15 protein-coding genes are annotated in these 23,986 nt (G+C 72.3%); 9 read left to right on the top strand and 6 right to left on the bottom strand.

Annotated features, from left to right (window positions below; genetic code table 11):
• Positions 1-314 precede the first annotated feature (314 nt).
• The 4 genes from ACIO9K_RS03605 to ACIO9K_RS03590 all read left to right on the top strand — a co-directional run bounded on the left by ACIO9K_RS03605 (position 315) and on the right by ACIO9K_RS03590 (position 6,131).
• Positions 315-1,736 carry a family 2B encapsulin nanocompartment shell protein gene (locus ACIO9K_RS03605; RefSeq protein ID WP_400326761.1) on the top strand — a complete coding sequence of 474 codons (1,422 nt, stop codon included), beginning with the start codon at positions 315-317 and terminating at the stop codon, positions 1,734-1,736.
• A gap of 271 nt (positions 1,737-2,007) precedes the next feature.
• The gene (locus ACIO9K_RS03600) at positions 2,008-3,057 is read left to right on the top strand and encodes a family 2 encapsulin nanocompartment cargo protein polyprenyl transferase (RefSeq protein ID WP_363617774.1); all 1,050 of its coding nucleotides are present in this window, start codon (positions 2,008-2,010) and stop codon (positions 3,055-3,057) included.
• 306 nt (positions 3,058-3,363) lie between these two features.
• A complete protein-coding gene (locus ACIO9K_RS03595; RefSeq protein WP_363617776.1) occupies positions 3,364-4,713 on the top strand; it encodes a DUF1254 domain-containing protein in 1,350 nt (449 codons plus the stop codon).
• Between the two features lie 83 nt (positions 4,714-4,796).
• A complete protein-coding gene (locus ACIO9K_RS03590) occupies positions 4,797-6,131 on the top strand; it encodes a DUF1254 domain-containing protein (protein WP_363582171.1) in 1,335 nt (444 codons plus the stop codon).
• Between the two features lie 45 nt (positions 6,132-6,176).
• Here ACIO9K_RS03590 and ACIO9K_RS03585 read toward each other — a convergent pair whose 3' ends face one another.
• Complete coding sequence (locus ACIO9K_RS03585) at positions 6,177-8,048, bottom strand: hypothetical protein (RefSeq protein WP_400326756.1); 1,872 nt, start codon at positions 8,046-8,048, stop codon at positions 6,177-6,179.
• Between the two features lie 150 nt (positions 8,049-8,198).
• Between ACIO9K_RS03585 and radA the strand changes: the two genes are divergently transcribed.
• On the top strand, positions 8,199-9,698 hold the full coding sequence (gene radA / locus ACIO9K_RS03580) for a DNA repair protein RadA (protein ID WP_363617780.1): 1,500 nt from the start codon (positions 8,199-8,201) through the stop codon (positions 9,696-9,698).
• Positions 9,699-9,899: 201 nt separating this feature from the next.
• The gene (gene disA, locus ACIO9K_RS03575; protein ID WP_063351299.1) at positions 9,900-10,958 is read left to right on the top strand and encodes a DNA integrity scanning diadenylate cyclase DisA; all 1,059 of its coding nucleotides are present in this window, start codon (positions 9,900-9,902) and stop codon (positions 10,956-10,958) included.
• Between the two features lie 191 nt (positions 10,959-11,149).
• Here the strand turns inward: disA and ACIO9K_RS03570 are convergent, their stop codons facing one another.
• Complete coding sequence (locus tag ACIO9K_RS03570) at positions 11,150-12,040, bottom strand: hypothetical protein (RefSeq protein ID WP_400326753.1); 891 nt, start codon at positions 12,038-12,040, stop codon at positions 11,150-11,152.
• A gap of 194 nt (positions 12,041-12,234) precedes the next feature.
• On the opposite strand from ACIO9K_RS03570, the gene ACIO9K_RS03565 reads away from it, so the two are divergent.
• Complete coding sequence (locus ACIO9K_RS03565) at positions 12,235-13,182, top strand: A/G-specific adenine glycosylase (protein WP_400326750.1); 948 nt, start codon at positions 12,235-12,237, stop codon at positions 13,180-13,182.
• A 71-nt stretch (positions 13,183-13,253) separates the two neighbouring features.
• Here the strand turns inward: ACIO9K_RS03565 and ACIO9K_RS03560 are convergent, their stop codons facing one another.
• The gene (locus ACIO9K_RS03560) at positions 13,254-14,855 is read right to left on the bottom strand and encodes an MDR family MFS transporter (RefSeq protein WP_363617784.1); all 1,602 of its coding nucleotides are present in this window, start codon (positions 14,853-14,855) and stop codon (positions 13,254-13,256) included.
• Between the two features lie 219 nt (positions 14,856-15,074).
• Here ACIO9K_RS03560 and ACIO9K_RS03555 point away from each other — a divergent pair, with 219 nt between their 5' ends.
• Entirely contained in the window at positions 15,075-15,710 is a 636-nt protein-coding gene (locus tag ACIO9K_RS03555; RefSeq protein ID WP_400326747.1) for a TetR/AcrR family transcriptional regulator, read from the top strand.
• A 36-nt stretch (positions 15,711-15,746) separates the two neighbouring features.
• Here ACIO9K_RS03555 and ACIO9K_RS03550 read toward each other — a convergent pair whose 3' ends face one another.
• Entirely contained in the window at positions 15,747-16,679 is a 933-nt protein-coding gene (locus ACIO9K_RS03550; RefSeq protein WP_400326744.1) for a M23 family metallopeptidase, read from the bottom strand.
• A gap of 373 nt (positions 16,680-17,052) precedes the next feature.
• On the opposite strand from ACIO9K_RS03550, the gene ACIO9K_RS03545 reads away from it, so the two are divergent.
• On the top strand, positions 17,053-18,246 hold the full coding sequence (locus ACIO9K_RS03545; protein ID WP_400326741.1) for a threonine aldolase family protein: 1,194 nt from the start codon (positions 17,053-17,055) through the stop codon (positions 18,244-18,246).
• Between the two features lie 99 nt (positions 18,247-18,345).
• On the opposite strand, the gene ACIO9K_RS03540 is transcribed toward ACIO9K_RS03545, so the two are convergent.
• Positions 18,346-20,703 (bottom strand): immune inhibitor A domain-containing protein, encoded by a 2,358-nt coding sequence (locus ACIO9K_RS03540; RefSeq protein WP_400326738.1) that lies wholly within the window; start codon positions 20,701-20,703, stop codon positions 18,346-18,348.
• Positions 20,704-21,044: 341 nt separating this feature from the next.
• Positions 21,045-23,564: an ATP-dependent Clp protease ATP-binding subunit gene (locus ACIO9K_RS03535; RefSeq protein WP_350878400.1), complete on the bottom strand. Its 2,520-nt coding sequence runs from the start codon at positions 23,562-23,564 to the stop codon at positions 21,045-21,047.
• Positions 23,565-23,986 lie beyond the last annotated feature (422 nt).

The raw sequence follows: 23,986 nt of genomic DNA, 5'->3' as shown, positions 1-23,986 counted from the left end.
GGCCTGGCGGCCCTGTGAGGTGGCACCTTAGCGGCCGGCTCCCCGGGCCCGGACGGGAGGGGCGCCGTGTGTGCGGGCGTCAAGGGGTGGCGACGGCGGGGGTGCCGATGGGGGAAGATGGGAGGCGGTATTCCCGATAAGTTCGAATAATCTGTCGAACAGATATCGATCGAGTGATCCAGTCGTACTATTTGTTCGGTTATCCCGAACCACTCGAATGAGTGATTGCGGCATGCACCCGAATGGGCCCACCATGAAGCTGCAACATGAATGCGCAAGGCGACACTTCATCGGGCATGCGAAGGGCTCCCCCTATGTCGACCGAAACCAATGCCGGTGTTCCCGCGCCCAGCGCGCAACCGGAGATCCGGCAGCAGCTGAGTCTGAGCACGGCGGGTGCGCGGAACCTCGCCACGACCACCAAGTCCGCGCCGCAGATGCAGGGCATCAGCCCGCGCTGGCTGCTCAGGACGCTGCCCTGGGTGCAGGTGTCCGGCGGTACCTACCGGGTCAACCGCCGCCTGCGCTACTCGGTCGGCCGCGGTCGGGTGAGCTTCGTCAAGACCGGCTCCGAGGTGCGGATCGTCCCGCCGACGCTGGCCGAGGTGCCGGTGCTGCGCGGCTTCCAGGACGAGGCCGTCCTGACGGAGCTGGCCGGGCGCTTCGTCCAGCGGGAGTTCGCCGCCGGCGACGTACTGGTCTCCGCCGGTGCGACGATCAACGAGGTCTTCCTCATCGCGCACGGCAAGCTCGAACGGCTCGGCACCGGCAAGTACGGCGAGGAGACGGTGGTCGGCACCCTCGCCGACGGCGACCACCTCGGCGACGAGGCCCTCCAGCAGGAGGAGGGCACCTGGCCGTACACCGTCCGGGCCGCCACCTCCGGCACCGTGATGGCGCTCTCCTGGCCCGCCTTCCAGGAGCTCCACGACCGCTCCGAGGCCCTGCAACTGCAGGTCATCGAGTACCTGAACGGCTTCCAGCAGGCGCAGAACAAGCACGGCGAGGCCGCGATCGACCTCTCCGCCGGCCACCGGGGCGAGTACGAGCTGCCCGGGGCCTTCGTGGACTACGAGCTCAAGCCCCGCGAGTACGAGCTGAGCGTCGCGCAGACCATCCTCAAGGTGCACTCCCGCGTCGCGGACCTCTACAACCAGCCGATGAACCAGACCGAGCACCAGCTCCGGCTGACCATCGAGGCGCTGCGCGAGCGCCAGGAGCACGAGCTCGTCAACAACCCCGAGTTCGGCCTGCTGGAGAACGCCGCGTACGACCAGCGGATCCAGACCCACTCCGGCCCGCCCACCCCGGACGACATGGACGAGCTGCTCAGCCGCCGACGCGGCACCAAGATGTTCCTCGCCCACCCCAAGGCCATCGCCGCCTTCGGTCGCGAGTGCAACAAGCGCGGCCTCGTCCCCGGCACGGTCGAGGTCGAGGGCAAGCACGTCACGGCCTGGCGCGGGGTGCCGGTCTTCCCGTGCAACAAGATCCCGATCGTCGGCGGGCACACCAGCTCGATCATGGCGCTGCGCGTCGGCGAGGACAACCAGGGCGTCGTCGGCCTGCACCAGACCGGAATTCCGGACGAGTACCAGCCGAGCCTTTCGGTGCGGTTCATGGGAATCGACGACAAGGCCATCATTTCCTACCTGGTCAGCGCCTATTACTCCGCCGCGATTCTCGTCCCGGACGCGGTCGGCGTCCTGGAGAACGTGGACGTCGCGCAGCGCTAGGCGCTGTCCGGGGCGCGGCTCCGTCATTCCGGCCGGGCGCGCGATATCCGGGCACGCGCCCAGGCCCGGGGCCGGGCACCGACCGACCGGAGCCGGTCGGAATTCCACGCCGCCCGGCCGGGGCACCCACACCCCGGCCGGGCGGTGCGCCGCGGCACGTCCGGAAAGCGGGCCGGCCGCCGACTGGCCCGGCCGCCGACCGGGTCGGCCGACCCACGACCGGCACCTCACACCAGGCCGCCTCACCGCAGGCCGACAGGGGGAGAAACCCATGACGAGCTCCACACTGGAGCGGGACCACAAAGAGGGGAACGAGGCGGCGGACGTCCTCGCCCGGGCCCGCAACCTGGTCGACCCGGTTCTGCGGGCCGCCGTCGACTCACTGCCCGGCGCGATGCGCAAGGTCGCCGGCTACCACTTCGGCTGGTGGGAGGCGGACGGCTCGCCCGTCGAGGCCCCCTCCGGCAAGGCGATCCGGCCCGCCATGGTCCTCGCCGCCGCCCAGGCGCTCGGCGGCACGGCCGCCGAGGCCACCGCCGCGGCCGCCGCCGTCGAGCTGGTGCACAACTTCACGCTGCTCCACGACGACGTCATCGACCGGGACGAGACGCGCCGCCACCGGCCCACCGCCTGGCGGGTGTTCGGCACCACCGAGGCCATCCTGGCCGGGGACGCCATGCACTCGCTGGCACTGCGCCTGCTCGCCGAGGACGCCCACCCGGCCGCCCGCAGTTCGGTCCGCCGGCTCACCGACTGCGTGGTCGAGCTGTGCGAGGGCCAGCAGATCGACTGCGCCTTCGAGCAGCGCAGCGACGTCTCGCTCGCCGAGTGCCTGGCGATGGCGGAGGCCAAGACCGGCGCCCTGCTCGGCGCCGCCTGCGCGATGGGCGCCCTGTACGGCAGCGGGTCGGAGGAGGCCGCGCAGGCGATGGACGGCTTCGGCCGGGAGATCGGCCTGGCGTTCCAGCTGATCGACGACCTGATCGGCATCTGGGGCGATCCGGCGGTGACCGGCAAACCGGTGGGCGCGGACCTGGTCGCCCGGAAGAAGTCGCTGCCGGTGGTCGCGGCGCTGGGCTCCGGGACCCCCGAGGGGGCCCGGCTCGCCGGGCTGTACGCCCTCGAACGCCAGCTCAGCGCTGAGGAGTTGGCACAGTGCGCGGCGTCCGTCGAAGGCGCCGGCGGCCGCGGCTGGGCGCAGGGCGAGTCCTGCGAGCGGATGGCGGCGGCGATGGCGCAGCTGGCCACGGCCGTCCCGGAGCCGTCGGCGGCCGACGAACTGCTGGTGCTGGCCGAACTGGTCACCCGCCGCAGCCACTGACCGGTCTCGTCCGACCGGTCTCGTCCGACGGGGCTGGTCCGACCGGGCTGGTCCGACCGGGCTGGTCCGACCGGACTCGGCTGACCGGACTCGTCGGGAGCGGGAAGTCGGCCGGCCCGACTTCCCGCTCCGGGCCCGGAGCCGCAGCGCCGGTGGCCGGTGGCTGTCGGGCGCCCGGGAAGCGTCGGGCCACCCGACATGCTGACCCGCCCCGCCCCGCATAGCATCCCCTATGTACTCGTATGTCCAGAATTCCGGTGCGCGCCTGCGCCGCCGGCCTTCCGTGTACTGGGGAGAGCGACGAGCATGGCCAACCCGGCACTCGTGGACCCGGCCACGATCCGCGCGACCGCTGCCGAGGCCTGGATCCGTGGCTACCCGATCCTGCGGAACTACCGCACCCTGTACGCACAGGCACTGGACGACGCGGACCCGGGGTACGTCGGCGGCTTCGGCGTCTTCCGCCACCGCTCGCAGCCGTTCACCCCGGCCGACACCGACGTCGCCTCCCCCGACAACGACACACTGCACTCCTGGGCCTGGCTCGACCTGCGCGCCGAGCCGTGGGTGGTGTCCGTCCCGGCCACGGACCGCTACTACGTCCTCCCGCTGCACGAACTCGACACCGTGTACGCCGGGTTCGTCGGTGCCCGGAGCACCGGCCAGGAGGCCGGCGACTACCTGGTGGCCGGCCCCGACTGGCAGGGCGAGCCCCCGCCCGGCGTCCGGGGCGTGCTCCGCACCGCCACCCGCCTGGTCGGCATCCTCGGCCGAACCCACCTCACCGGCGACACCCCCGCGGACGTCGCCGACCTGAAGGCCGTCCAGCAGCAGTACCGGCTGCGCCCGCTGCACGAGTACGCCGGCACCCCGGCGCCCGCCCCCGCGTCGGAGCCGGTCTGGCCGGTCTGGCGCGAGGAGGTGCTGGACACCGTCGAGTTCCTCGGCTTCCTCGACTTCCTGCTCGGCTTCTTCCCGCTCCGCGGGCCCGTCGAGCTGCCGCCCGCCGAGGTCGACCTGCGCGGCCGCCTCACCGACCTCGGCGTCGACGGGCGCGGCGAGTTCGAGCCCGCCACGCTGCCGATCGAGGTCCGGGCCGAGATCGAGCGCGGCATCGCGGACGGCCGCGCACGGCTGGAGCGCGCCGCCGCCGAATCCGAACCCACCAGCCCGGCCGCGCTCTTCGGCACCCGTGAGCGGATCGGCGGGGACTTCCTCCGACAGGCCCTCGGCGCCAGGCTCGGCTGCTACGGGCTGCCCACCGAGGAGACCTGGTGCGGCGGTTGGGCGGCGGACAGCGCGGGCAACCGGCCGCCGAACGCCAGCGACCGCGACTACGTCGTCCGCTTCGGCCCGGACGACCTGCCGCCGGCCCGGTACTTCTGGTCCGCCACCATGTACGCGCTCCCGGACCGCCTGCTGGTCGACAACACCCTGGACCGCTACGCGATCGGCGACCGCACCCCCGGCCTGGTCCGCGACCCGGACGGCGGACTCACCCTCCACCTCCGGCACAAGCGGCCCGCCGACGCCCAGCACTCCGCCAACTGGCTGCCCGCCCCGGACGGCCCGTTCACGGTCGTCGTCCGGCTCCACGGCCCGGACCGGTCCGTCCTCGACGGCCGTTGGCACCTCCCGCCGCTCGACCCGAGCTGACCCGCAGTGCAGAAAAGCGCAGAAATCCGCACCGCAGAAATCCGCACCGCAGAGACCGCGCCGACCGGACGAAGGACACCCCGATGAACCACCCCGAGCTGGAGGCCCTGGCCGCCGACGCCTACGTCTACGGCTACCCGCTCGTCGCCGACCTCACCATGGTCGAGCGCTTCTCCAGGGGCGGCCTGGGCACCCTGCCGGCGGCGTCGTTCAACCACTTCAGCCACGCCACCCGGCTGGCCGGGCCCAAGGACCACTTCGTCTCGGTCAACAACGACACCCTCTACTCGATCGCCCAGCTCGACCTCTCCGAAGGCCCGCAGGTGCTGCGCGTCCCGGACACCGCGGGCGCCTACTACGTGCTGCAGGTCGTCGGCGCGTGGACGGACAACGTCGCCTACGTCGGCAGCCGCGCCACCGGCACCGGCGAGCAGACCTGGCTGATCGTCCCTCCCGGCTGGCACGGCACCCCGTCCGACCCGGCCCGGGTGATCGAGGCGCCGACCAGGGTGGCGACCGTCGTCGGCCGTTTCGCCTGCACCGGGCCGGACGACCTCCCCCGGGTCAAGGCCCTCCAGAAGGCCCTCACCCTGGAGCCGCTGGAGCCCGGCGGGCTGGTCGCCGGGCTGCCCGAGCCCGATCCGGAGGTGCCCGAGCGGCTGGCCTTCTTCGAGCGGCTTCGGGTCTGGATGCAGGCCTTCCCGCCGGCCGGTCCGGACGTCGAGTACCAGCAGCGCTTCGCCCCGCTCGGCCTGCTCGACGAGGGCACCTCGCCGTACCGAGCGGCCGCCGCGGACTGGACCCTCGCGCTGGCCAAGGGCCTGGCCGCCGGCCGCGAACGGGTCGAGGACGCCACCCGCCCGCCCGAGGACCACCCGCCCGGCGAGTGGCGCTCGGCGCTCCACCTGTTCGACTACAACATCGACCACCTGGGCCCCGGCACCCTCGACGACCCCGAGTGGCGCATCCCCGACCGCCGCGCCGGCTACCTCAGCCGGGCCGCCGCTGCCCGGGCCGGCCTCTGGGGCAACCACGCCTACGAGGCCTCGTTCGCGATGACCTACGACGACTCCGGCGGCCGCCCGCTCAGCGGCGCGCACCGCTACACACTGCGGTTCGACCAGCCCCCGCCCGCCGAGGCGTTCTGGTCCGTCACGATGTACGCGCTGCCGGACTACTACCTGGTGGACAACCCGATCGAGCGCTACGCGATCGGCGACCGCACCCCGGGCCTGGTGTACGGCGCGGACGGCTCGCTCACCCTGACGCTCCAGCACGAGCAGCCCGAGGACGAGGTGGAGGCGGCCAACTGGCTGCCCGCCCCGGTCGGCGAGTTCCGGCCGATCATCCGGCTCTACCAGCCGAAACCGGCCGTGCTGGACGGCAGTTACCGGGTGCCGCCGATCGACCGGAGCTGACCGCCGTCGCCGCCGGGCGCGGACGTCGAGGGGGACACCGGCCGCTCAGCGCGGAGCCGGGGTCGCGGTGCCCGTCGCGGTGCCCGTCGGGGTGCCCGAGGGCGGTGGCGAGGACGGGTGCGCGGACGCCGACGCCGACGCCGACGGCGAAGGCGACGCCGAGGACGACGCCGACGACGAGGGAGCGCCGGCCGACGGCGACCCCGACGGGGACGGAGCCGCCGTGGCCGTCACCGACGGCTGCGGGGAACTGCTCGGCGGCGGGTCCGCCGTGGCCGACGCCGACGCCCCCGGGGCGGCGGGGGAGGAGGCCGAGCCGCCCCGGTTGTGCGGTCCGCCCTCCAGGGTGACGACCGCCTGCGAGGGTGGCAGCGCGATCCGGGCGGTCCAGTGCGCCGCGGGCGCGAGGTCCTCGTCCACGGTGACGGTCACGGTGATCCGCTGGCCCGGTGCGAGGGTGCCGGAGTCGCGGCTGAGCCGTAGCCAGGCGGCGTCCGTCACGGCGTGCCAGTGGATCTCGGTGGTGCCGGAGTCGGTGAGGGTGAGGATGGTCCGGCTGCCGTACTCGGCGGCCTCGACGGTGAGGAGTCCGGCCGGGGCCGGTTCGGCTCCGCCCGGGCCGCCCCCGGTCGCGGGTCCCCGCCCGACGGCGGGGGCGGGGGCGGCGACCAGGGCCGGACTGCCGATCGGGGTCGCCCCGCGGGCCGGTACCGGGACCGCCGGGCCCTGGAGGGTCAGCCGTGGAAAGGCGAGGGGCAACGTTTCTGCACCGATCACCCCGGCACCCACCGCCCCCGCACCCGCCAGCTCCATCCCCGGCATCCCCGGCAGCCCCGTGCCCGCCGGTGCGCCCGCCGTCGGCCACGGCTTCGACGGCTGCTGCCCGCCCGTCCGCCCGGCCTCCTCGACCCGCACCGTGGACACCGCGGCCGCCGTCCCCGACCCGCTGCTCCGGTGCCCCGCCCACAGGGCGACCACCGGCGCCGCCAGGACGGCCGCGAGCACCCCGGTGGTCACGACCCGCCGACGCACCGCCAGCGCCCGGCCCGCGTCCGGCGCCCGGTGCCGGGGGAAGCCGCCCTGGTCGAACCGCAGCCCCGACTCGGCCGCAGGCACCGCCCCCGCCCGCCGCACCGCACCGACCGCCGACGGCAGGTGGCCGATCACCGACGGCAGGTAGGCCGCTCCGGCGCCCGGGGGTGCCGGAGCGGGAGCGGGAGCCGCCAGCAGCGGCAGCCCGGACATCCCGGCCGCGCCCTCCGTCGCCGCACCGGCCACCCGCCCCGCCGTCCCCCGGCAGGTCGGGCAGTCCACCACGTGCTGCACCAGCTCCCGGCGCAGCGCCGGGCCGAGCACCCAGTCCCGCCAGGACTCCGCTCCGGCCCCGCCGAGCCGGTCCAGCTCCGGGCAGCTGCCCACCCCGAGCACCAGCAACGCCGCCCTGGTCCTGGCCACCTCCGCCTCGGCGGCGGCGAGCAGCGCGCGGGTCCGCTCGAACGGCAGGCCCAGCACCGCCGCCACCTCGTGCGGGGTCAGCCGGTGCCGGACGGACAGCTCCAGCGCCTCGCGCTGCTCCGGGTCGGTGCCGGCCGCCTCCGGCCAGGCGAGCGAGGCCAGCTCGCGCCGCCGCCGGGCCGCCTCGGCCTCGGTCGGCTCCGCCGTGGCGTCCCGTCCGGCGCCGCCCGCGAGCCGCCGCAGGCAGCAGTACCGGGCCAGCGAGAACAGCCAGGCCCGGACCAGCCCGGGCTCGGTCAGCCGGGCGCCGTGCCGCCGTGCCAGCTCGCGGGCCTCGCGCAGGGCGCCGGTGGCCGCGTCGTGCTCGCACAGCACCGAGAGGCAGTAGGTGAACAGGCCGTCCACCTGCCGGTCGTACGCCGCCAGCACGGCGGCCGGCGGCCCTTCAGTACGCGTTGTCACCCGTCCGACGGTAGAGACGGTGGGCGGCGCACCCCGGCCGTTCGCCGTGTATGTACTTCTTTCGGGTAACAACATCGCCCATCTGTGTGGGTTTGGGCCCGGCTCCGGTGGAGCAAGGCGTTGTCGGACCCAGGCGCTACGGTGGGCCGCATGGCTGCCCGTACCAAGACCACCGCCAAGCCGCGCCCGGCGTACCGCTGCACCGAGTGCGGCAACCAGCTGCCCAAGTGGGTCGGCCGCTGCCCGGAGTGCAACGCCTGGGGCACGGTCGAGGAGTACGGCGCGGTGCCGATCCGGACGACGGCCGCGGGCCCGGTCAGCTCGCCGGCCCGTCCGATCGGCCAGGTGGACGGCCAGGTCGCGACGGCCCGCTCGACGGGCGTGCCGGAGCTGGACAGGGTGCTCGGTGGCGGGCTGGTCCCCGGCGCGGTCGTCCTGCTGGCCGGCGAGCCCGGCGTCGGCAAGTCCACCCTGCTGCTGGACGTGGCGGCCAAGGCCGCCACCGACCGGCACCGCACGCTCTACGTCACCGGCGAGGAGTCGGCCGGTCAGGTCCGGCTGCGCGCCGACCGGATCAACGCGCTCTCCGAGCACCTCTACCTCGCCGCCGAGTCCGACCTCGGCGCGGTGCTCGGGCACATCGACGCGGTCAACCCCGGTCTGCTGATCCTGGACTCGGTGCAGACCATCGCCTCCGCCGAGCTGGACGGCGCCCCCGGCGGTCCGGCCCAGGTCCGCGAGGTGGCGGGCGCGCTGATCCGGGTGTCCAAGGAGCGCGGCATGGCGACGCTGCTGGTCGGCCACGTCACCAAGGACGGCCAGATCGCGGGCCCGCGCCTGCTGGAGCACCTGGTGGACGTGGTGCTCAGCTTCGAGGGGGACCGGCACGCCCGGCTGCGGCTCATCCGCGGGATCAAGAACCGCTACGGCGCCACCGACGAGGTGGGCTGCTTCGAGCTGCACGACGAGGGCATCGTCGGCCTGGCCGATCCGTCCGGCCTCTTCCTGACCAGGCGTGACAAGCCCGTCCCGGGCACCTGCCTCACCGTCACCCTGGAGGGCAAGCGCCCGCTGGTGGCGGAGGTGCAGGCGCTGATGGTGGATTCGCAGATCCCGTCCCCGCGGCGCACCACCTCGGGCCTGGAGTCGCCCCGGATCGCGATGATCCTGGCCGTGGTGGAGCGGCACGGCGGGGTGAAGCTCGGCAAGCAGGACATCTACACCGCGACGGTGGGCGGGGTGAAGCTGAGCGAGCCGTCCGCCGACCTCGCGATCGCGCTCGCGGTGGCCAGCTCCTCCTCGGACACCCCGCTGCCCAGCAACCTGGTGGCGATCGGCGAGGTCGGCCTGGCGGGCGAGGTACGGCGGGTGACGGGGGTGCAGCGGCGGCTGGCCGAGGCGCACCGGCTGGGCTTCACGCACGCCCTCGTCCCACCGGATCCGGGCAAGGTGCCGCCGGGCATGAAGGTGGTTGAGGTGGCCGACATCGGCGAGGCGCTGCGGGCCATCCCGGGCCGCCGCCGGGCCGCCGCCAAGCCGCGTGCTGAGGCACCGTCGGCGCCGCCGGCCCCGCGCGCGGCCCGGGTCGTCGCGCACCCGGAGGAGCTGATGGAGGGCTGGGAGCCGCTCGACTCCGACGAACTGCGCTGACCCAAGCCCTGTCGATGCCGCACGCAGTTAGACTTTCCCCAGTCTCATTGGCCAGAAGGCAGTACCGAGCGGTACTGAGCGACAGAGCAACAGACCGCGGACCGGCGCACGGCGCGAGGCGCGCGGCACGGGGTCGACCGGAGGAGTCACGTGGCAGCCAGCGACCGGGGGGCGGACAAGGCCTCCCGTGAGGAGGCCCTGCTGCGGGCCTCCCTCAGTGCCATCGCACCCGGCACGGGGCTGCGCGACGGCCTGGAGCGGGTGCTCCGGGCCAACACCGGCGGCCTGATCGTGCTCGGTTTCGACAAGACGGTCGAGTCGATCTGCACCGGCGGCTTCGTCCTGGACGTCGAGTTCACCGCGACCCGGCTGCGCGAGTTGTGCAAGCTGGACGGCGCGGTGGTGCTGGACAAGGACATCACCAAGATCGTCCGGGCCGGCGTGCACCTGATGCCGGACTCCACCATCCCCACCGACGAGACCGGCACCCGCCACCGCACCGCGGAGCGGGTCAACCGGCAGACCGGCTTCCCGGTGGTGGCGGTCTCGCACTCGATGCGGCTGATCGCGATGTACGTCAACGGCACCCGCCGGGTGCTGGAGGACTCCACCACCGTCCTGTCCCGCGCCAACCAGGCGCTGGCCACCCTGGAGCGCTACAAGCTGCGGCTGGACGAGGTGGCCGGCACGCTGTCCGCGCTGGAGATCGAGGACCTGGTGACGGTCCGGGACGTCACCGCCGTCGCCCAGCGGCTGGAGATGGTCCGGCTGATCGCCACCGAGATCGCCGGCTACGTGCTGGAGCTCGGCATCGACGGCCGGCTGCTCTCGCTCCAGCTGGACGAGCTGATCGCGGGCGTGGAGCCGGAGCGCGAACTGGTCGCCCGGGACTACTTCCCGGAGCGGGCCGCCAAGAAGGGCCGGACGGTCAACGAGGTGCTGGCCGACCTGGAGGCGCTCACCCACGCCGAGCTGCTGGACCTTCAGACGGTCGCCAAGGCGCTCGGCTACTCGGGCTCCCCGGAGTCGCTGGACTCGGCGGTCTCGCCGCGCGGCTACCGGCTGCTGGCGAAGATCCCGCGCCTGCCCAACACGGTGATAGAGCGCCTGGTCGAGCACTTCGGCGGCCTGCAGAAGCTGCTCGCCGCCAGCATCGACGACCTGCAGACGGTCGAGGGCGTCGGCGAGACCCGGGCCCGCTCGGTCCGCGAGGGCCTGTCCCGGCTCGCCGAATCGTCCATCCTGGAGCGCTACGTCTGACCCGGCGCCACGTCCGGCCTGACGCACCGCCGTGCACGGCCCCCGGGGAACGCCCCGGGGGCCGTCGCGCACCCCGCCGAGCCATCCCCGGCCGGCGCACCCCGGCCGGCGCACCCGGGCCGGCCCGTGAGACGCCGAAGCCCCCGGCCGCGTCGGCCGGGGGCTTCGAGTCGAGTCGAGTCGAGGGGGGCTCAGCTGTCCAGGCGGATCGAGGAGCGCGCCGAGACCTGGCCGCCGGAGAGCCCGGTGAGGTCGGCGACCACCAGGTAGGTGCCCGCCGCGGGGGGCGCCGGGTCGGCGGTGGCGCACTGCGGCTTGCTGCGGCTGCGGTCCCAGGTGAAGGTCTCGGTCAGGCCGTTGTTGGCCGGGATCTGCACCCAGCTGCTGCCGCGGTCGGACGGGCAGTCGCCGGAGGACCAGACCCGGTCGCCGTTGCTGGCGGTCACGGTGATCGCGGAGGCCGTCCGGCCCAGGTCCACCCGGCAGTTGGCGCCGGAGGCGTTCTTCACGGTGAGCGAGAGCCGCGGCTTGTCCTTGGGCTGGTACGAGTTCTGCGCGCTGGCCAGCTCCAGGGTGACCTGCGAGGAGACGCAGACCGGAAGCGCCATCACCTCGGGCGTGTTCACCACCGGGGCGCCGCCGCCCGAGCCGCCCGAGCCGCCCGAGCCGCCGGAACCGCCGGCCGCGGCGCCGCCCGCCGCCGCACCGCCACCCGTGCCCCCGCCGGTGGCAGGAGCCGGGTTGGCGCCGCCGCCGGTGCCGCCGGTGCTGAGGCTGACCTCGCCGCCGCCGGAGCCGGCCACCGGGCCGCCGCTCGCGTTGCCGCCGCTGCCGCCGCCGGGGCGCGCCGCGGGGCCGCTCGGGGACGCGCCGGGCGTGATGGACTGGGCGGGGGTCTGGCTCTGGGACGGAACGGCCTGCGCGGCCTTGCTCGATGAGCCGCCGTCACCGCCCCCGTCCTGATCGATCATCAGCCAGGCGATCAGGGCGGCGACCGCCACGACGGCGACGAGCACGACGACGCGCCGACGCCAGTAGATCGAGGCCGGCAGCGGTCCCACGGGTTGACGCAGAGAGGGCACGCCCAAACTCTACGAGACTGTGTGTGCCGCTTGACGCACCAACACCGCACAGTCGCCCCTTCCTTCACATGATCCGCCATTTGCGCCGTTCGAGGGAGCTTCGAAGCGGTGGTTCTCCGGGAGATCCGCAGGGATATCCGGAGTTCTTTTCTCCGCTTCGGTCGCGCCCGTCGACATGGGAGGATCGAAGGGCCATGGCTGCCATCACCGTCACCCCCGCCCCCATCCCCCCGGCAGGCGCCGCGCCGGACGCCGTCCGGCTTTCGATGCCCCTGCCGCTGCTGCACGCGACCGTCCTCGACTGGTACGAGGCCGACAAGCGCGACCTCCCCTGGCGGACGCCCGAGGCGACGCCCTGGGCGATCATGGTGAGCGAGTTCATGCTCCAGCAGACTCCGGTGAAGCGGGTGCTGCCCGCCTGGGAGGCGTGGCTGACCCGCTGGCCCACCCCGGCCGACCTCGCGGCCGAGGCGCCCGGCGAGGCGGTCCGGATGTGGGGCCGGCTCGGCTACCCGCGCCGCGCGCTGCGGCTGCACGCGGCCGCGGTGGCGATCACCGAGGAGCACGGCGGCGAGGTGCCGGACGACCACGCCACCCTGCTCTCGCTGCCCGGGGTGGGGGAGTACACGGCCGCCGCGGTCGCCTCCTTCGCCTTCCGCCAGCGGCACGTGGTGCTGGACACCAACGTCCGCCGGGTGTTCGCCCGCGCGGTGTCCGGCGTCGAGTACCCGGCCCAGGCCACCACGGCCGCCGAGCGCCGGACGGCGACGGCGCTGCTGCCCGACGACGCCGAGACCGCGGCCACCTGGGCGGTCGGCGTGATGGAGCTGGGCGCGCTGGTCTGCACCGCGCGCGGCCCGGAGTGCGGGGGCTGCCCGCTGTTCGCCCACTGCGCCTGGCAGCGGGCCGGCCGCCCGCCGTACGAGGGCCCGGCCCGGCGCGGCCAGACCTACGAGGGGACGGACCGGCAGGTGCGCGGCAAGCTGCTCGCGGTGCTGCGGGAGTCGCACGGCTCGGTGCCGCAGGCCCGGCTGGACGCGGTCTGGCCGGACGCGGTGCAGCGGGCCCGGGCGCTGGACGGCCTGGTCGCGGACGGCCTGGTGGAGCCCGTCGAGCAGGGCGTCTACCGGCTTCCCCAGTAGTCGGCCACGAACGCGGGACGGCGCCCCCGGAGGAGTCCTCCGGGGGCGCCGTCGTGTCGGCGGGAGGGCGGTCAGACGGCCGCCGCCTCCAGCGAGGCCTCGGCGGACTTGTCCGCCTTGCCCGTGCCGGTGCCGCGCAGCGGCACCTCGCGCATGAACACCGCGGCGGCGATCGCGACCACGGCCAACCCGGCGCCCCACAGGAAGACGGTGTGAGTGCCGTTGGACACCGCGTGGTGGAAGGCGTCCTGGACGTGCTCCGGCAGCTTGCGCAGTTCGGCCGGGCTCATCTCGCCCGGGTCCTTGGCCCCGCCGCCGGCCGAGGCCTGCTCGCCCAGCCGCGCGGTCATGGTGTCCTTCACCCGGTTGTTGAACAGCGCGCCGAACAGCGCGACACCGAAGGAGCCGCCGATGGTGCGGAACAGGGTGGCGGTGGAGCTGGCCACGCCCATGTCCTTGAGCTCGACGCTGTTCTGGGCGACCAGCATGGTGATCTGCATCAGGAAGCCCATGCCGGCGCCGAGCACGACCATCCAGCAGGCCGAGGTGAAGCTGCTGGTCCCGACGCCCATGGTGGAGAGCAGGATCATGCCACCGGTCATCACGATGGTGCCGATGATCGGGTAGATCCGGTACTTCCCGGTCCTGGTGACGGCCTGGCCGACCACCAGCGAGACCACCAGCATGCCGAACATCAACGGCATCAGCAGCAGACCGGAGTTGGTCGCCGAGGCACCCTGGACGATCTGCTGGTAGAACGGCAGGAAGAAGGTCGAGCCGAACATCACGAAGCCGACGATGAAGCCGATGATCGAGACCAGGGTGAAGTTCAGGTTCTTGAACAGGGCCAGCGGCAGCATCGGCTCCTCGACGCGCTGCTCCACGTAGCAGAAGCCGATCAGCGAGGCGACGGAGAGCGCGATCAGGCCGAGGATCTCATTGGAGCCCCAGGCGTACTGCTGGCCGCCCCAGGTGGTCATCAGCACCAGCGAGGTGATGCCGGTGGTGAGCAATATCGCGCCCAGGTAGTCGATCCGGGCCGTGTTGCGGACCTTCGGCAGCTTCAGGGTGACGATGACCACGGCGAGCGCGACCACGCCGAGCGGCAGGTTGATGTAGAAGGTCCAGTGCCAGCTCAGGTGGTCGGTGATGAAGCCGCCGACCAGCGGGCCACCGACGGTGGCGAGGGCCATCACCGCGGCGAACATGCCCTGGTACTTGCCGCGGTCGCGCGGCGGGACGAGCGCGCCCATGATCGACATGACGCCGACCATCAGACCGCCGGCGCCCAGGCCCTGCACGGCGCGGAAGCCGATCAGCTCGGTCATGTTCTGCGACAGACCGGACAGAGCCGAGCCCACCAGGAAGATCACGATCGAGGTGAGGAAGCTGCCCTTGCGGCCGTACATGTCGCCGAGCTTGCCCCAGATCGGGGTGGAGGCGGCGGTGGTCAGGGTGTAGGCGGTGACCACCCAGGACCGGTGCTCGGCGCCGCCGAGGTCGCCGACGATGGTCGGCATCGCGGTGCCGACGATCAGGTTGTCGAGCATGGCCAGCAGCATGGTGACGACCAGGCCGACCATGACGAGGCGGATCTCGCGGGGTGACCGCGGCTGCTCCTCCTCGGCTGACTTCTCCTCCGGTACCGGGCCGGTGGTCTTGGACTGTGACATGAGGTGGTGTCTCCCGGAGGGGTGTTTCGGACGGGCGGAGGCCGCGCAGTGATTCACTTACTTGACGCCCGGCTAGTTTGTGGACCGTCGGCACGGTAAGTTGTTTACTAGCCGGTCGTCAAGCCAGTTTCCCGCCCGGCTGCCTGGGCAGGGAGAATGGGCCCGGGGCGGACGCCACCGGGGTCCGCAGCAGTCACCGACGCACTCATGAGGCAGGCCATGGGCACTCCGCACAGCCCCCGCAGCGACACGCGGTCCCGCATCATCGAGGTGTCCCTGGAGCTCTTCTCCGAGCAGGGCTACGAGCAGACCTCGCTGCGCGAGATCGCCGACCGCCTCGGTGTCACCAAGGCCGCGCTCTACTACCACTTCAAGACCAAGGACGACATCGTCCTGGGCATCGTGGAGCGGATGGCCGCGCCGATCGACGAGACCATCGCGTGGGGCCGGCAGCAGTCCTGGAGCCCGGAGATGCGCGACGAGCTGATCCGCCGCTTCGCCGACGGGATGGCCGAGCGGGCGCCGCTGCTGCGCTTCTTCCACGAGAACCAGCCCGCGCTGCGCGAGTCCGCGGCCGGGCTGGCGTTCAAGGACCGCATGATCACGATGATCCAGCTGGTGCACGGGCCGGACGCCGACTTCCGGGAGCGGCTGCGCGCCACGATGTCGCTGTTCACCGTCCACTCGGCGATGTTCCTGCTCAAGCAGGACGCCGCGGACTGCGACCACGGCGACAACGTGTGGGGCGAGTCCTCGCCGCCGGCGGCCACCCTGGATGAGGCGATCGGGGCGGCCCGGGAGGTCGCGCTGGAGATCGGCGGCCGGATCGGCCACCCGGCCCCCGCCCACTCCTGAGCGGACGGGCGGGCGGACCGGTGGCTGGGGCCGGGCTCAGAACGCGGTGACGCCGTGCCCCGCGAGGTACGCGATCGGGTTCACCACCGCGCCGTAGCGGTTGCTGGTGCGGATCTCGAAGTGCAGGTGGGGCCCGGTCGAGTTGCCGGTGCTCCCGGACCGCCCGATCTGCTCGCCCGCCGACACCCGCTCCCCCGGCGAGACCCCGAGCGAGGACAGGTGCGCGTACTGCGCGTAGTGCCCGTCCTCCAGCCGCAGCACGACCTCCTTGCCGTACGAGCCGTCCCAGCCGGCCGACACCACGGTCGCGTTCCCGACCGCCAGCAGCGGCGTGCCCGGGTCGACCGCGAAGTCCACCCCGGTGTGGTACCCGGCGGCGTACTCGGAGTTGGCCACCCCGTACGGGTTGCTGGTCGGCGCGTCCGGCACCGGGGCCGACCACTCCGGAGCCGGAGCCGGGGCCGGAGCGGGCTCCGGTGCGGGCGCGGCCTCGGGCTCCGGCGCGGCGGCCTCGGCCGGCGCGTCGGCGACCGGCGGCTCCACCGGCAGCAGGTTGGCGGCCACCGCCACGAACTCCTGCGCCGAGTCGCCGTCGTTCGGCAGCCGGTACGGGCTCGGCCCGGCCACCTGGACCAGCCCCGGGCTGGGCACGGCGGCCTGCGGCGCGGTGAAGGCCGAGCTGCCGGGCGTGGTGGGCCGGACGGTCTGCGCCGAGGCGCTGCCGGGCGCGGCCACCAGCAGTGCGCCGGCGAGCAGCACCGCGGCCGCCCCGGCGGCGACCACCGCGCGCTCCCGTTCGGCCTGCGGGTGCCCGCCGGGCAGCGGGTGCCGGGGCGCGGCGAGCGCGAGCAGCGGCGCGGCATGGGTGCGGGCGGCATGGCCGAGCCGGGGCTGCCAGGCCGCCGCCTGGGCCGCCGTTCGGGCGGCGAGCCGGCGCAGGACCGGCCCCACGGGCGGGACAGAGGACATCGGTAGCCGTACCTCACGGTGGACGAGGGCAGCACGAAGTGCCCGTTCGGGCGCGTGCTGAGCGGGGGACCACTCAGGTGTAACGGTCACCGAGCGGAGTCCCAAACGGCGTGACGTACTACGGCGTGTAGTCAGCGTTGCGCCGGAGATTCAAGCTGACGGAGTAATGATCATGAGATCCGATCGTCTACCACCGGCCTGCGGTGCGTCGCCCGCGTCCGCGGCCGGACTACTACCGCCGGTCGTACCGCGCCCGACGGGAGCCCGGCCGGTGTGACCAGCGCCATGCCCGTCCGGGGTTTGGGTCGGCCGCGCACCCCTTTCCGCCGTCCGCCCCGCTGACCTGGCGGGCCCGCTGGGGGACCATCGACGCATGTATGGCAACAGGAGCGAAGACCTCGACGGCAATGACCGCCCGAGCCTGCCGGACCGCCGCTTCGCCGCCCTGCGCGGCTGCGAGCGGATCCTGTCCGGCGACCGGCCGCAGAGCATGCGCGAACGCCTCGCCGCCCTCGCGGGGGAGGGCGGCGGCCACGACCTGGACAACCGCCCGGACCAGTACGGCGACGGCGTGGTCCGCACCCTCGAACGCACGGTCGCCGACCTGCTCGGCACCGAGGACGCGGCCTTCTTCCCCACCGGCACCATGGCCCAGCAGGTCGCCCTGCGGATCCACGCCGAGGCGGCCGGGCTGCGCACCGTCGCGACCCACCCGCTGGCCCACACCGACCAGCACGAGCGGCACGCGCTCGGCGTGCTGACCGGCCTGCGCAGCGTCTGGCCGACCATGGCCCCGCGCCAGCCCACCGTCGAGGAACTGCGCTCCTTCGACGAGCCGTACGCCGCGCTCAGCCTGGAGCTGCCGCTGCGCGAGGCCGGCTTCGTGCTGCCCGACTGGGCGGAGCTGGCGGCGCTGGCCGGGGTCGTCCGGGAGGAGTGCGGCGCGGCCCTGCACCTGGACGGTGCCCGGATCTGGGAGTCGGTGTTCCACCTCGGGCACCCGCTGCCGGAGATCGTCGCGCTGGCCGACTCGGTCTACGTGTCCTTCTACAAGACGCTCGGCGGCATCAGCGGCGCCGCGCTGGCCGGTTCGCGGGGCTTCGTCCGCACCGCCAGGGCCTGGCGGCACCGGTACGGCGGCCAGCTCTACCAGCAGTGGCCGGCGGCTCTCGCCGCGCTGGCCGGGCTGGACGCCCGGCTCCCGCTGCTGGAGCGGTACGTGACGCACGCCAAGGTGGTCGCCGAGGCGCTGGACGCCGCCTTCGCGGCGGTCCCCGGCGCCCGGGTGCACCCGGCCCCGCCGCACACCCACCAGTTCCAGCTCTGGCTGCCGTACGCGGCCGGGGAGTTGGACGAGGCCGGGCTGGGGCTGGCCGAGGAGACCGGGGTCGCCCTGTTCGGCGGCTGGCGCGAGCGGGACCTGCCGGGCCTGGCGATGACCGAGGTCACGGTGTCGGCGTCCGCGCTCGACTGGACGGCGGCGGACGTCGCCGAGGCGGCCGCCGCCTTCCTGGACCGGCTGCCGGCCCGGGGCGCCGGGGCCGGCGGGAGCCGCGGCGGGGCCTGACCGGAAAGCGTCCGGCCCGCCCCCGCGCGATGCGGGGACGGGCCGGACGTGGTGGGTCAGAACCGCCTGGTCACAGGCTGATCGCTACTGCTCGACCGATCAGTTGTCGACCGGGCGGACCCGGATCCAGGTCTCCAGGTAGTTCGAGGACTCGTTCTCGACCTCGATGCTGGTACCGGTCTTCGGGACGTCCACGCCGCTGTACGGGTTGTCCTTGGACCACCACGACTTCAGGTCCGAGAACTCGTCGACACCCTTGGCCTTCGGGACGATCGTCTCGACGCCGTTCTTGTGCAGGGTCAGCTGGCTGGTCTTGCGCGAGCCGAAGGTCGAGTCGTAACCCTGCATGCGCGGACGCAGCAGCGCGCCGTCGCTCCACTTGAGCGGGGTCGGGTGCGAGTCGATCGGCAGGATCAGACCGTGGCCCGGGTGGGCGCTGACGTTGTTGTTGGGCTGCGACTCGTCCCAGAACCAGATCAGCAGACCGGGCTGGTACGGGTAGTACTCGACCCACTTCGGCCGGCTGTTGCCCCAGCCGAAGTTGTACGGGCCGGTCTTCAGGGTCTGGTCGAAGGAGACGTACTGGCGGTTCTCCGCGATGTAGTACTGCCCGTAGTCCTTGGTGTAGCTGCCGGCGAAGCGGGTGAAGCCCTTGGCCACCCAGCCGTTGTCACCGTTCTCGACGTCGTCGCTGAAGATCGTCGCACCGTCGGCGGTCACCGAGATGTCGTCGACGGCGAAGCCGCGGTAGTGCAGGCCACCGTCGGTGGTGTTGTGGAAGCGGACCTTGACGGCCTTGCCGGCGTAGGCGTCCAGCGAGAAGGACACGTCGCCCCAGGCGGCGGTGAGGCCGGTCAGGGCCGCGCGGCCGCCGGCGTCCTTCGTGATCGGCTTGCCGTTCCAGGTGCCGTCCAGGGCGGTCCAGTTGGTGCCGCCGTCGGTGGAGACCTCGGCGAAGGCGTAGTCGAAGTTCGCCTCCAGCTCGTACCAGGCCTTGGCGTTCAGGCTGGCCTTGGTCTTGCCGGTCAGGTCGATGTCACGGGTGAGCGTGACGTTCAGGTTGTCGTCGCTGCCGCTCCACCACTCGCTCTTGCCCGAAGCGGGCTTGTTGATGTCGGTGGGGATGGTCTTCTTCGGCAGCTCGACGACCAGGGCCTGCGGGAGGTTGCTGTTGTACTCGACCGGGCCGATGTGGTGGGTCGACTCGGTGCCGGCCTTGGCCTTGTCGAACTTCAGCCAGCCGAGCTTGAGCTTGCTCCAGGCGTCGAGGTCGTTCGGCATGTCGCCGATGGCGCCCTTGCCCTCGCCGAGCCAGGAACCGGAGGACATCAGCGACCAGAAGCCGACCGAGTTGTCGATGCCGGTGCCGGCGGTGTCGTAGAGGTCCGGCAGACCGAGGTCGTGGCCGTACTCGTGGGCGAAGACGCCGAGGCCGCCGTTCTCCGGCTGCATCGTGTAGTCGCCGATCCAGAAGCCGGAGTCGCCGACCTGGACGCCGCCGAGCTTGTTGTCGGCCGGGCCCGCCTGGCCGTTCAGGTTGCCGTAGGCGTACGCGCGGTGGGCCCACAGGGCCTTGCTGCCCTGCTTGCCGCCGCCGGCCGACTTGTCCTCACCGGCGTGCACGATCTGGAAGTGGTCGATGTACCCGTCGGGCTGGTTGAAGTTCCCGTCGTTGTGGGAGCCGTAGCGGTCCCACTGGTCGTACGACGCCAGGGTGGCCTTGAGCTGCTCCTTGGTCTGCCCCTTGGCCAACTGGTCCTTGTACCAGATGTCCACGGCGTCGCGGATCAGGTCCTGGGCGCTGTCGCAGACGTTGGAGCCGCAGTAGTCCGAGCCGTACCGGGCCTCGTTCCACGGCACCCGCACCCAGTCCGAGACCACGCCGTCGACTGAGTAGCGGCCCGAGGACTGCTTCTCGTAGAAGGTCTTCAGCGAGGGCTTGTCCTTGGAGAAGTACAGCTCCTGGAAGTGCTGCTGGTTGTAGTCGGCCTGCCAGGCGGTCGAGTTGTCGTTGGCGCGGTCCGGCTTCTCGATCTCGTTGTGCTTCGGGCCGGGCTCACCGCCGTACATGACCTTGCCGTCCGCGGTCTTGGTGGTGTTGTCCACCTGGTCGCCGAAGTCGACCAGGATGGTGAAGATCTTGTCCGTGCGCTCGCGACCGAGCTCCACGTACTTGTCCTTGCCCAGCTTGATGCTGCTGCTGCCGTTGTGCTGCTCGACCTGGGCGGTGCCCGCGATCAGCTGCTCGGTGGCGGCCTTCTGCTCGGCCTCGACCTTCTCGGTCAGCGGGCCCGGCAGGTTGTGCTCGATGTTGGCGGACTGGACGGCGTCGGCCGGGTCCCTGGGTGCGGGAGCCGAGCCTGCGGCGACGGCGGTGGCCGGGAACAGGCCCGCGCCGAGCGTGACTATGACCGCTGCGGCCGTGGCAGCCGCAGCGGATCTCCTGATGTTCTTCAACGTTCTGACGTCCTCCCCGACCGGGGCCAGCTCTTGGCCAAAGCCCGGCAAACCAAAATGAAAGACAGGTGGACGTCATTTGATACAAGCGTGGACAGAAAAGATAGCCCTTGACCATGACATGGCCACGGCGCTATCCTGCGCAACTTCCGATCAGCTGACCATATGTCAACCGTATGTCCGTTAAAGCTTACTGAGAAATCGGACGCACCCGCACCAGCCCGCCGCGAGGCCATCCGCCCTCGTCCACGGGCGCCCCCGGTCCGGCCGGCCGGAACGCGCCGAGCCCCCGGCGCGGACGCCGGGGGCTCGGTAGCTGTGAAGTTGTCTGTTAAATGTTGCTACTTCGTCAGGTCCGGGCCGGACGAGGCGACCGCGGCCGGGGTGTCCGCGACGGCCGACTTCTCCTCACCGCGGAAGGTGAACTTGGCCTCCTTGCCCTCACCCTCGACACCGACGACCACGATGTGGCCGGCCCGCAGCTCGCCGAAGAGGATCTTCTCGGAGAGGTGGTCCTCGATCTCGCGCTGGATGGTGCGGCGCAGCGGCCGGGCGCCCAGGATCGGGTCGTAGCCGCGCTTGGCCAGCAGCTTCTTGGCCTCGACGCTGAGCTCCAGGCCCATGTCCTTGTCCTTGAGGCGGCCGTCCACCTTCTCGATCATCAGGTCGACGATCTGGATGATGTCTTCCTCGGACAGCTGGTGGAACACCACGATGTCGTCGACGCGGTTCAGGAACTCGGGGCGGAAGTGCTGCTTGAGCTCCTCGCCGACCTTCGCCTTCATCCGCTCGTACCCGGTCGTGGAGTCACCCGTGGCCGCGAAGCCCAGGTTGAAGCCCTTGGAGATGTCCCGGGTGCCGAGGTTGGTCGTCATGATGATGACGGTGTTCTTGAAGTCGACCACGCGGCCCTGGGAGTCGGTCAGGCGACCATCCTCCAGGATCTGCAGCAGCGAGTTGAAGATGTCCGGGTGGGCCTTCTCGACCTCGTCGAAGAGGACGACGGAGAACGGCTTGCGGCGGACCTTCTCGGTCAGCTGGCCGCCCTCCTCGTAGCCCACGTACCCGGGGGGCGAACCGAAGAGCCGGGAGACGGTGTGCTTCTCGGAGAACTCGGACATGTCGAGCGCGATCAGCGCGTCCTCGTCGCCGAAGAGGAACTCGGCGAGCGTCTTGGACAGCTCGGTCTTACCGACGCCGGACGGGCCGGCGAAGATGAACGAGCCGCCGGGGCGCTTCGGGTCCTTGAGGCCCGCACGGGTGCGCCGGATGGCCTGGGAGAGCGCCTTGATGGCGTCCTTCTGGCCGATGACGCGCTTGTGCAGCTCGTCCTCCATGCGCAGCAGCCGCGAGGTCTCCTCCTCGGTCAGCTTGAAGACCGGGATGCCGGTGGCGGTGGCCAGGACCTCGGCGATGAGCTCCTCGTTGACCTCCGCGACGACGTCCATGTCGCCGGCCTTCCACTCCTTCTCGCGCTTGGCCTTGGCCTGGAGGAGCTGCTTCTCGTCGTCGCGCAGGGACGCGGCCTTCTCGAAGTCCTGCGCGTCGATCGCGCTCTCCTTCTCGCGGCGCACGTCGGCGATCTTCTCGTCGAACTCGCGCAGGTCCGGCGGCGCGGTCATCCGGCGGATGCGCATTCGGGAGCCGGCCTCGTCGATCAGGTCGATCGCCTTGTCCGGCAGGAAGCGGTCCGAGATGTAGCGGTCGGCCAGGGTGGCGGCGGCGACCAGCGCGGAGTCCGTGATGGAGACCCGGTGGTGGGCCTCGTAGCGGTCGCGCAGACCCTTGAGGATCTCGATGGTGTGCGGCAGCGACGGCTCGGCGACCTGGATCGGCTGGAAGCGGCGCTCCAGCGCGGCGTCCTTCTCCAGGTGCTTGCGGTACTCGTCCAGGGTGGTGGCACCGATGGTCTGCAGCTCGCCGCGGGCCAGCATCGGCTTGAGGATGCTGGCGGCGTCGATGGCGCCCTCGGCGGCGCCCGCGCCGACCAGGGTGTGCAGCTCGTCGATGAACAGGATGATGTCGCCGCGGGTGCGGATCTCCTTGAGCACCTTCTTCAGGCGCTCCTCGAAGTCACCGCGGTAGCGCGAGCCGGCCACCAGGGCGCCCAGGTCCAGCGTGTAGAGCTGCTTGTCCTTGAGCGTCTCCGGGACCTCGCCCTTGACGATCGCCTGCGCCAGGCCCTCGACCACGGCGGTCTTGCCCACGCCGGGCTCGCCGATCAGGACCGGGTTGTTCTTGGTGCGGCGGGACAGCACCTGCATGACCCGCTCGATCTCCTTCTCGCGCCCGATGACCGGGTCGAGCTTGGCCTCGCGGGCGGCCTGGGTGAGGTTGCGGCCGAACTGGTCCAGGACCAGCGAGGTCGACGGGGTGCCCTCGGCGGGCCCGCCGGCCGTGGCCGACTCCTTGCCGCCGCCGGTCTGGTAGCCGGAGAGCAGCTGGATGACCTGCTGGCGCACCCGGTTGAGGTCGGCGCCCAGCTTGACCAGGACCTGGGCGGCGACGCCCTCGCCCTCGCGGATCAGACCGAGCAGGATGTGCTCGGTGCCGATGTAGTTGTGGCCGAGCTGCAGTGCCTCCCGGAGCGACAGCTCCAGGACCTTCTTCGCCCGCGGGGTGAAGGGAATGTGGCCGGACGGGGCCTGCTGCCCCTGGCCGATGATCTCCTCGACCTGCTGGCGCACGGCCTCAAGGGAAATCCCGAGGCTCTCCAGGGCCTTGGCGGCGACGCCCTCGCCCTCGTGGATCAGACCCAGGAGGATGTGCTCGGTGCCGATGTAGTTGTGGTTGAGCATCCGGGCTTCTTCCTGAGCCAGGACGACAACCCGCCGCGCGCGGTCGGTGAACCTCTCGAACATCGTTTATCGCTCCTCAGAGCGGTCGGGCAGTTCGGGGTCGGTCCCCGCCCTGTCCTTCCGCATGCTAGTCCCGCTCAGCGGCGCGGCCCACGGATTCACTCCCCGGTACGGGAGCGAGATGCTGCGCGACCAGCCGACACCAATCCCAACCTGATGCTGGGAAACGGTGTTCCCACAGGTGGCCCGGATGCACCGGATACCGCTACGCCATCGGCGAACAAGAGCCGCCGGGGCGGAGCCGGGCCGTCTCCGGCCGGTCACGCATACTGCCCCTGGACGGGTCGAAGGACCCGTCCACCTGCATTCATACCCGGTATCGGGGCGCTTCTCGCGCAGTTTCCGCGGTGGCGGTGTTCGCCTGGCGAGAAGTCGCGTCGCGGCGACGGCGGTTCGGCACGGCCGGTGCGGCAGGTACGCCGCCC

Source organism: Kitasatospora sp. NPDC087271, assembly GCF_044744605.1.
Lineage (GTDB): Bacteria > Actinomycetota > Actinomycetes > Streptomycetales > Streptomycetaceae > Kitasatospora.
The sequence above is the reverse complement of the archived record's forward strand: the minus strand, read 5'-3'. Positions and strand labels throughout refer to the sequence as shown.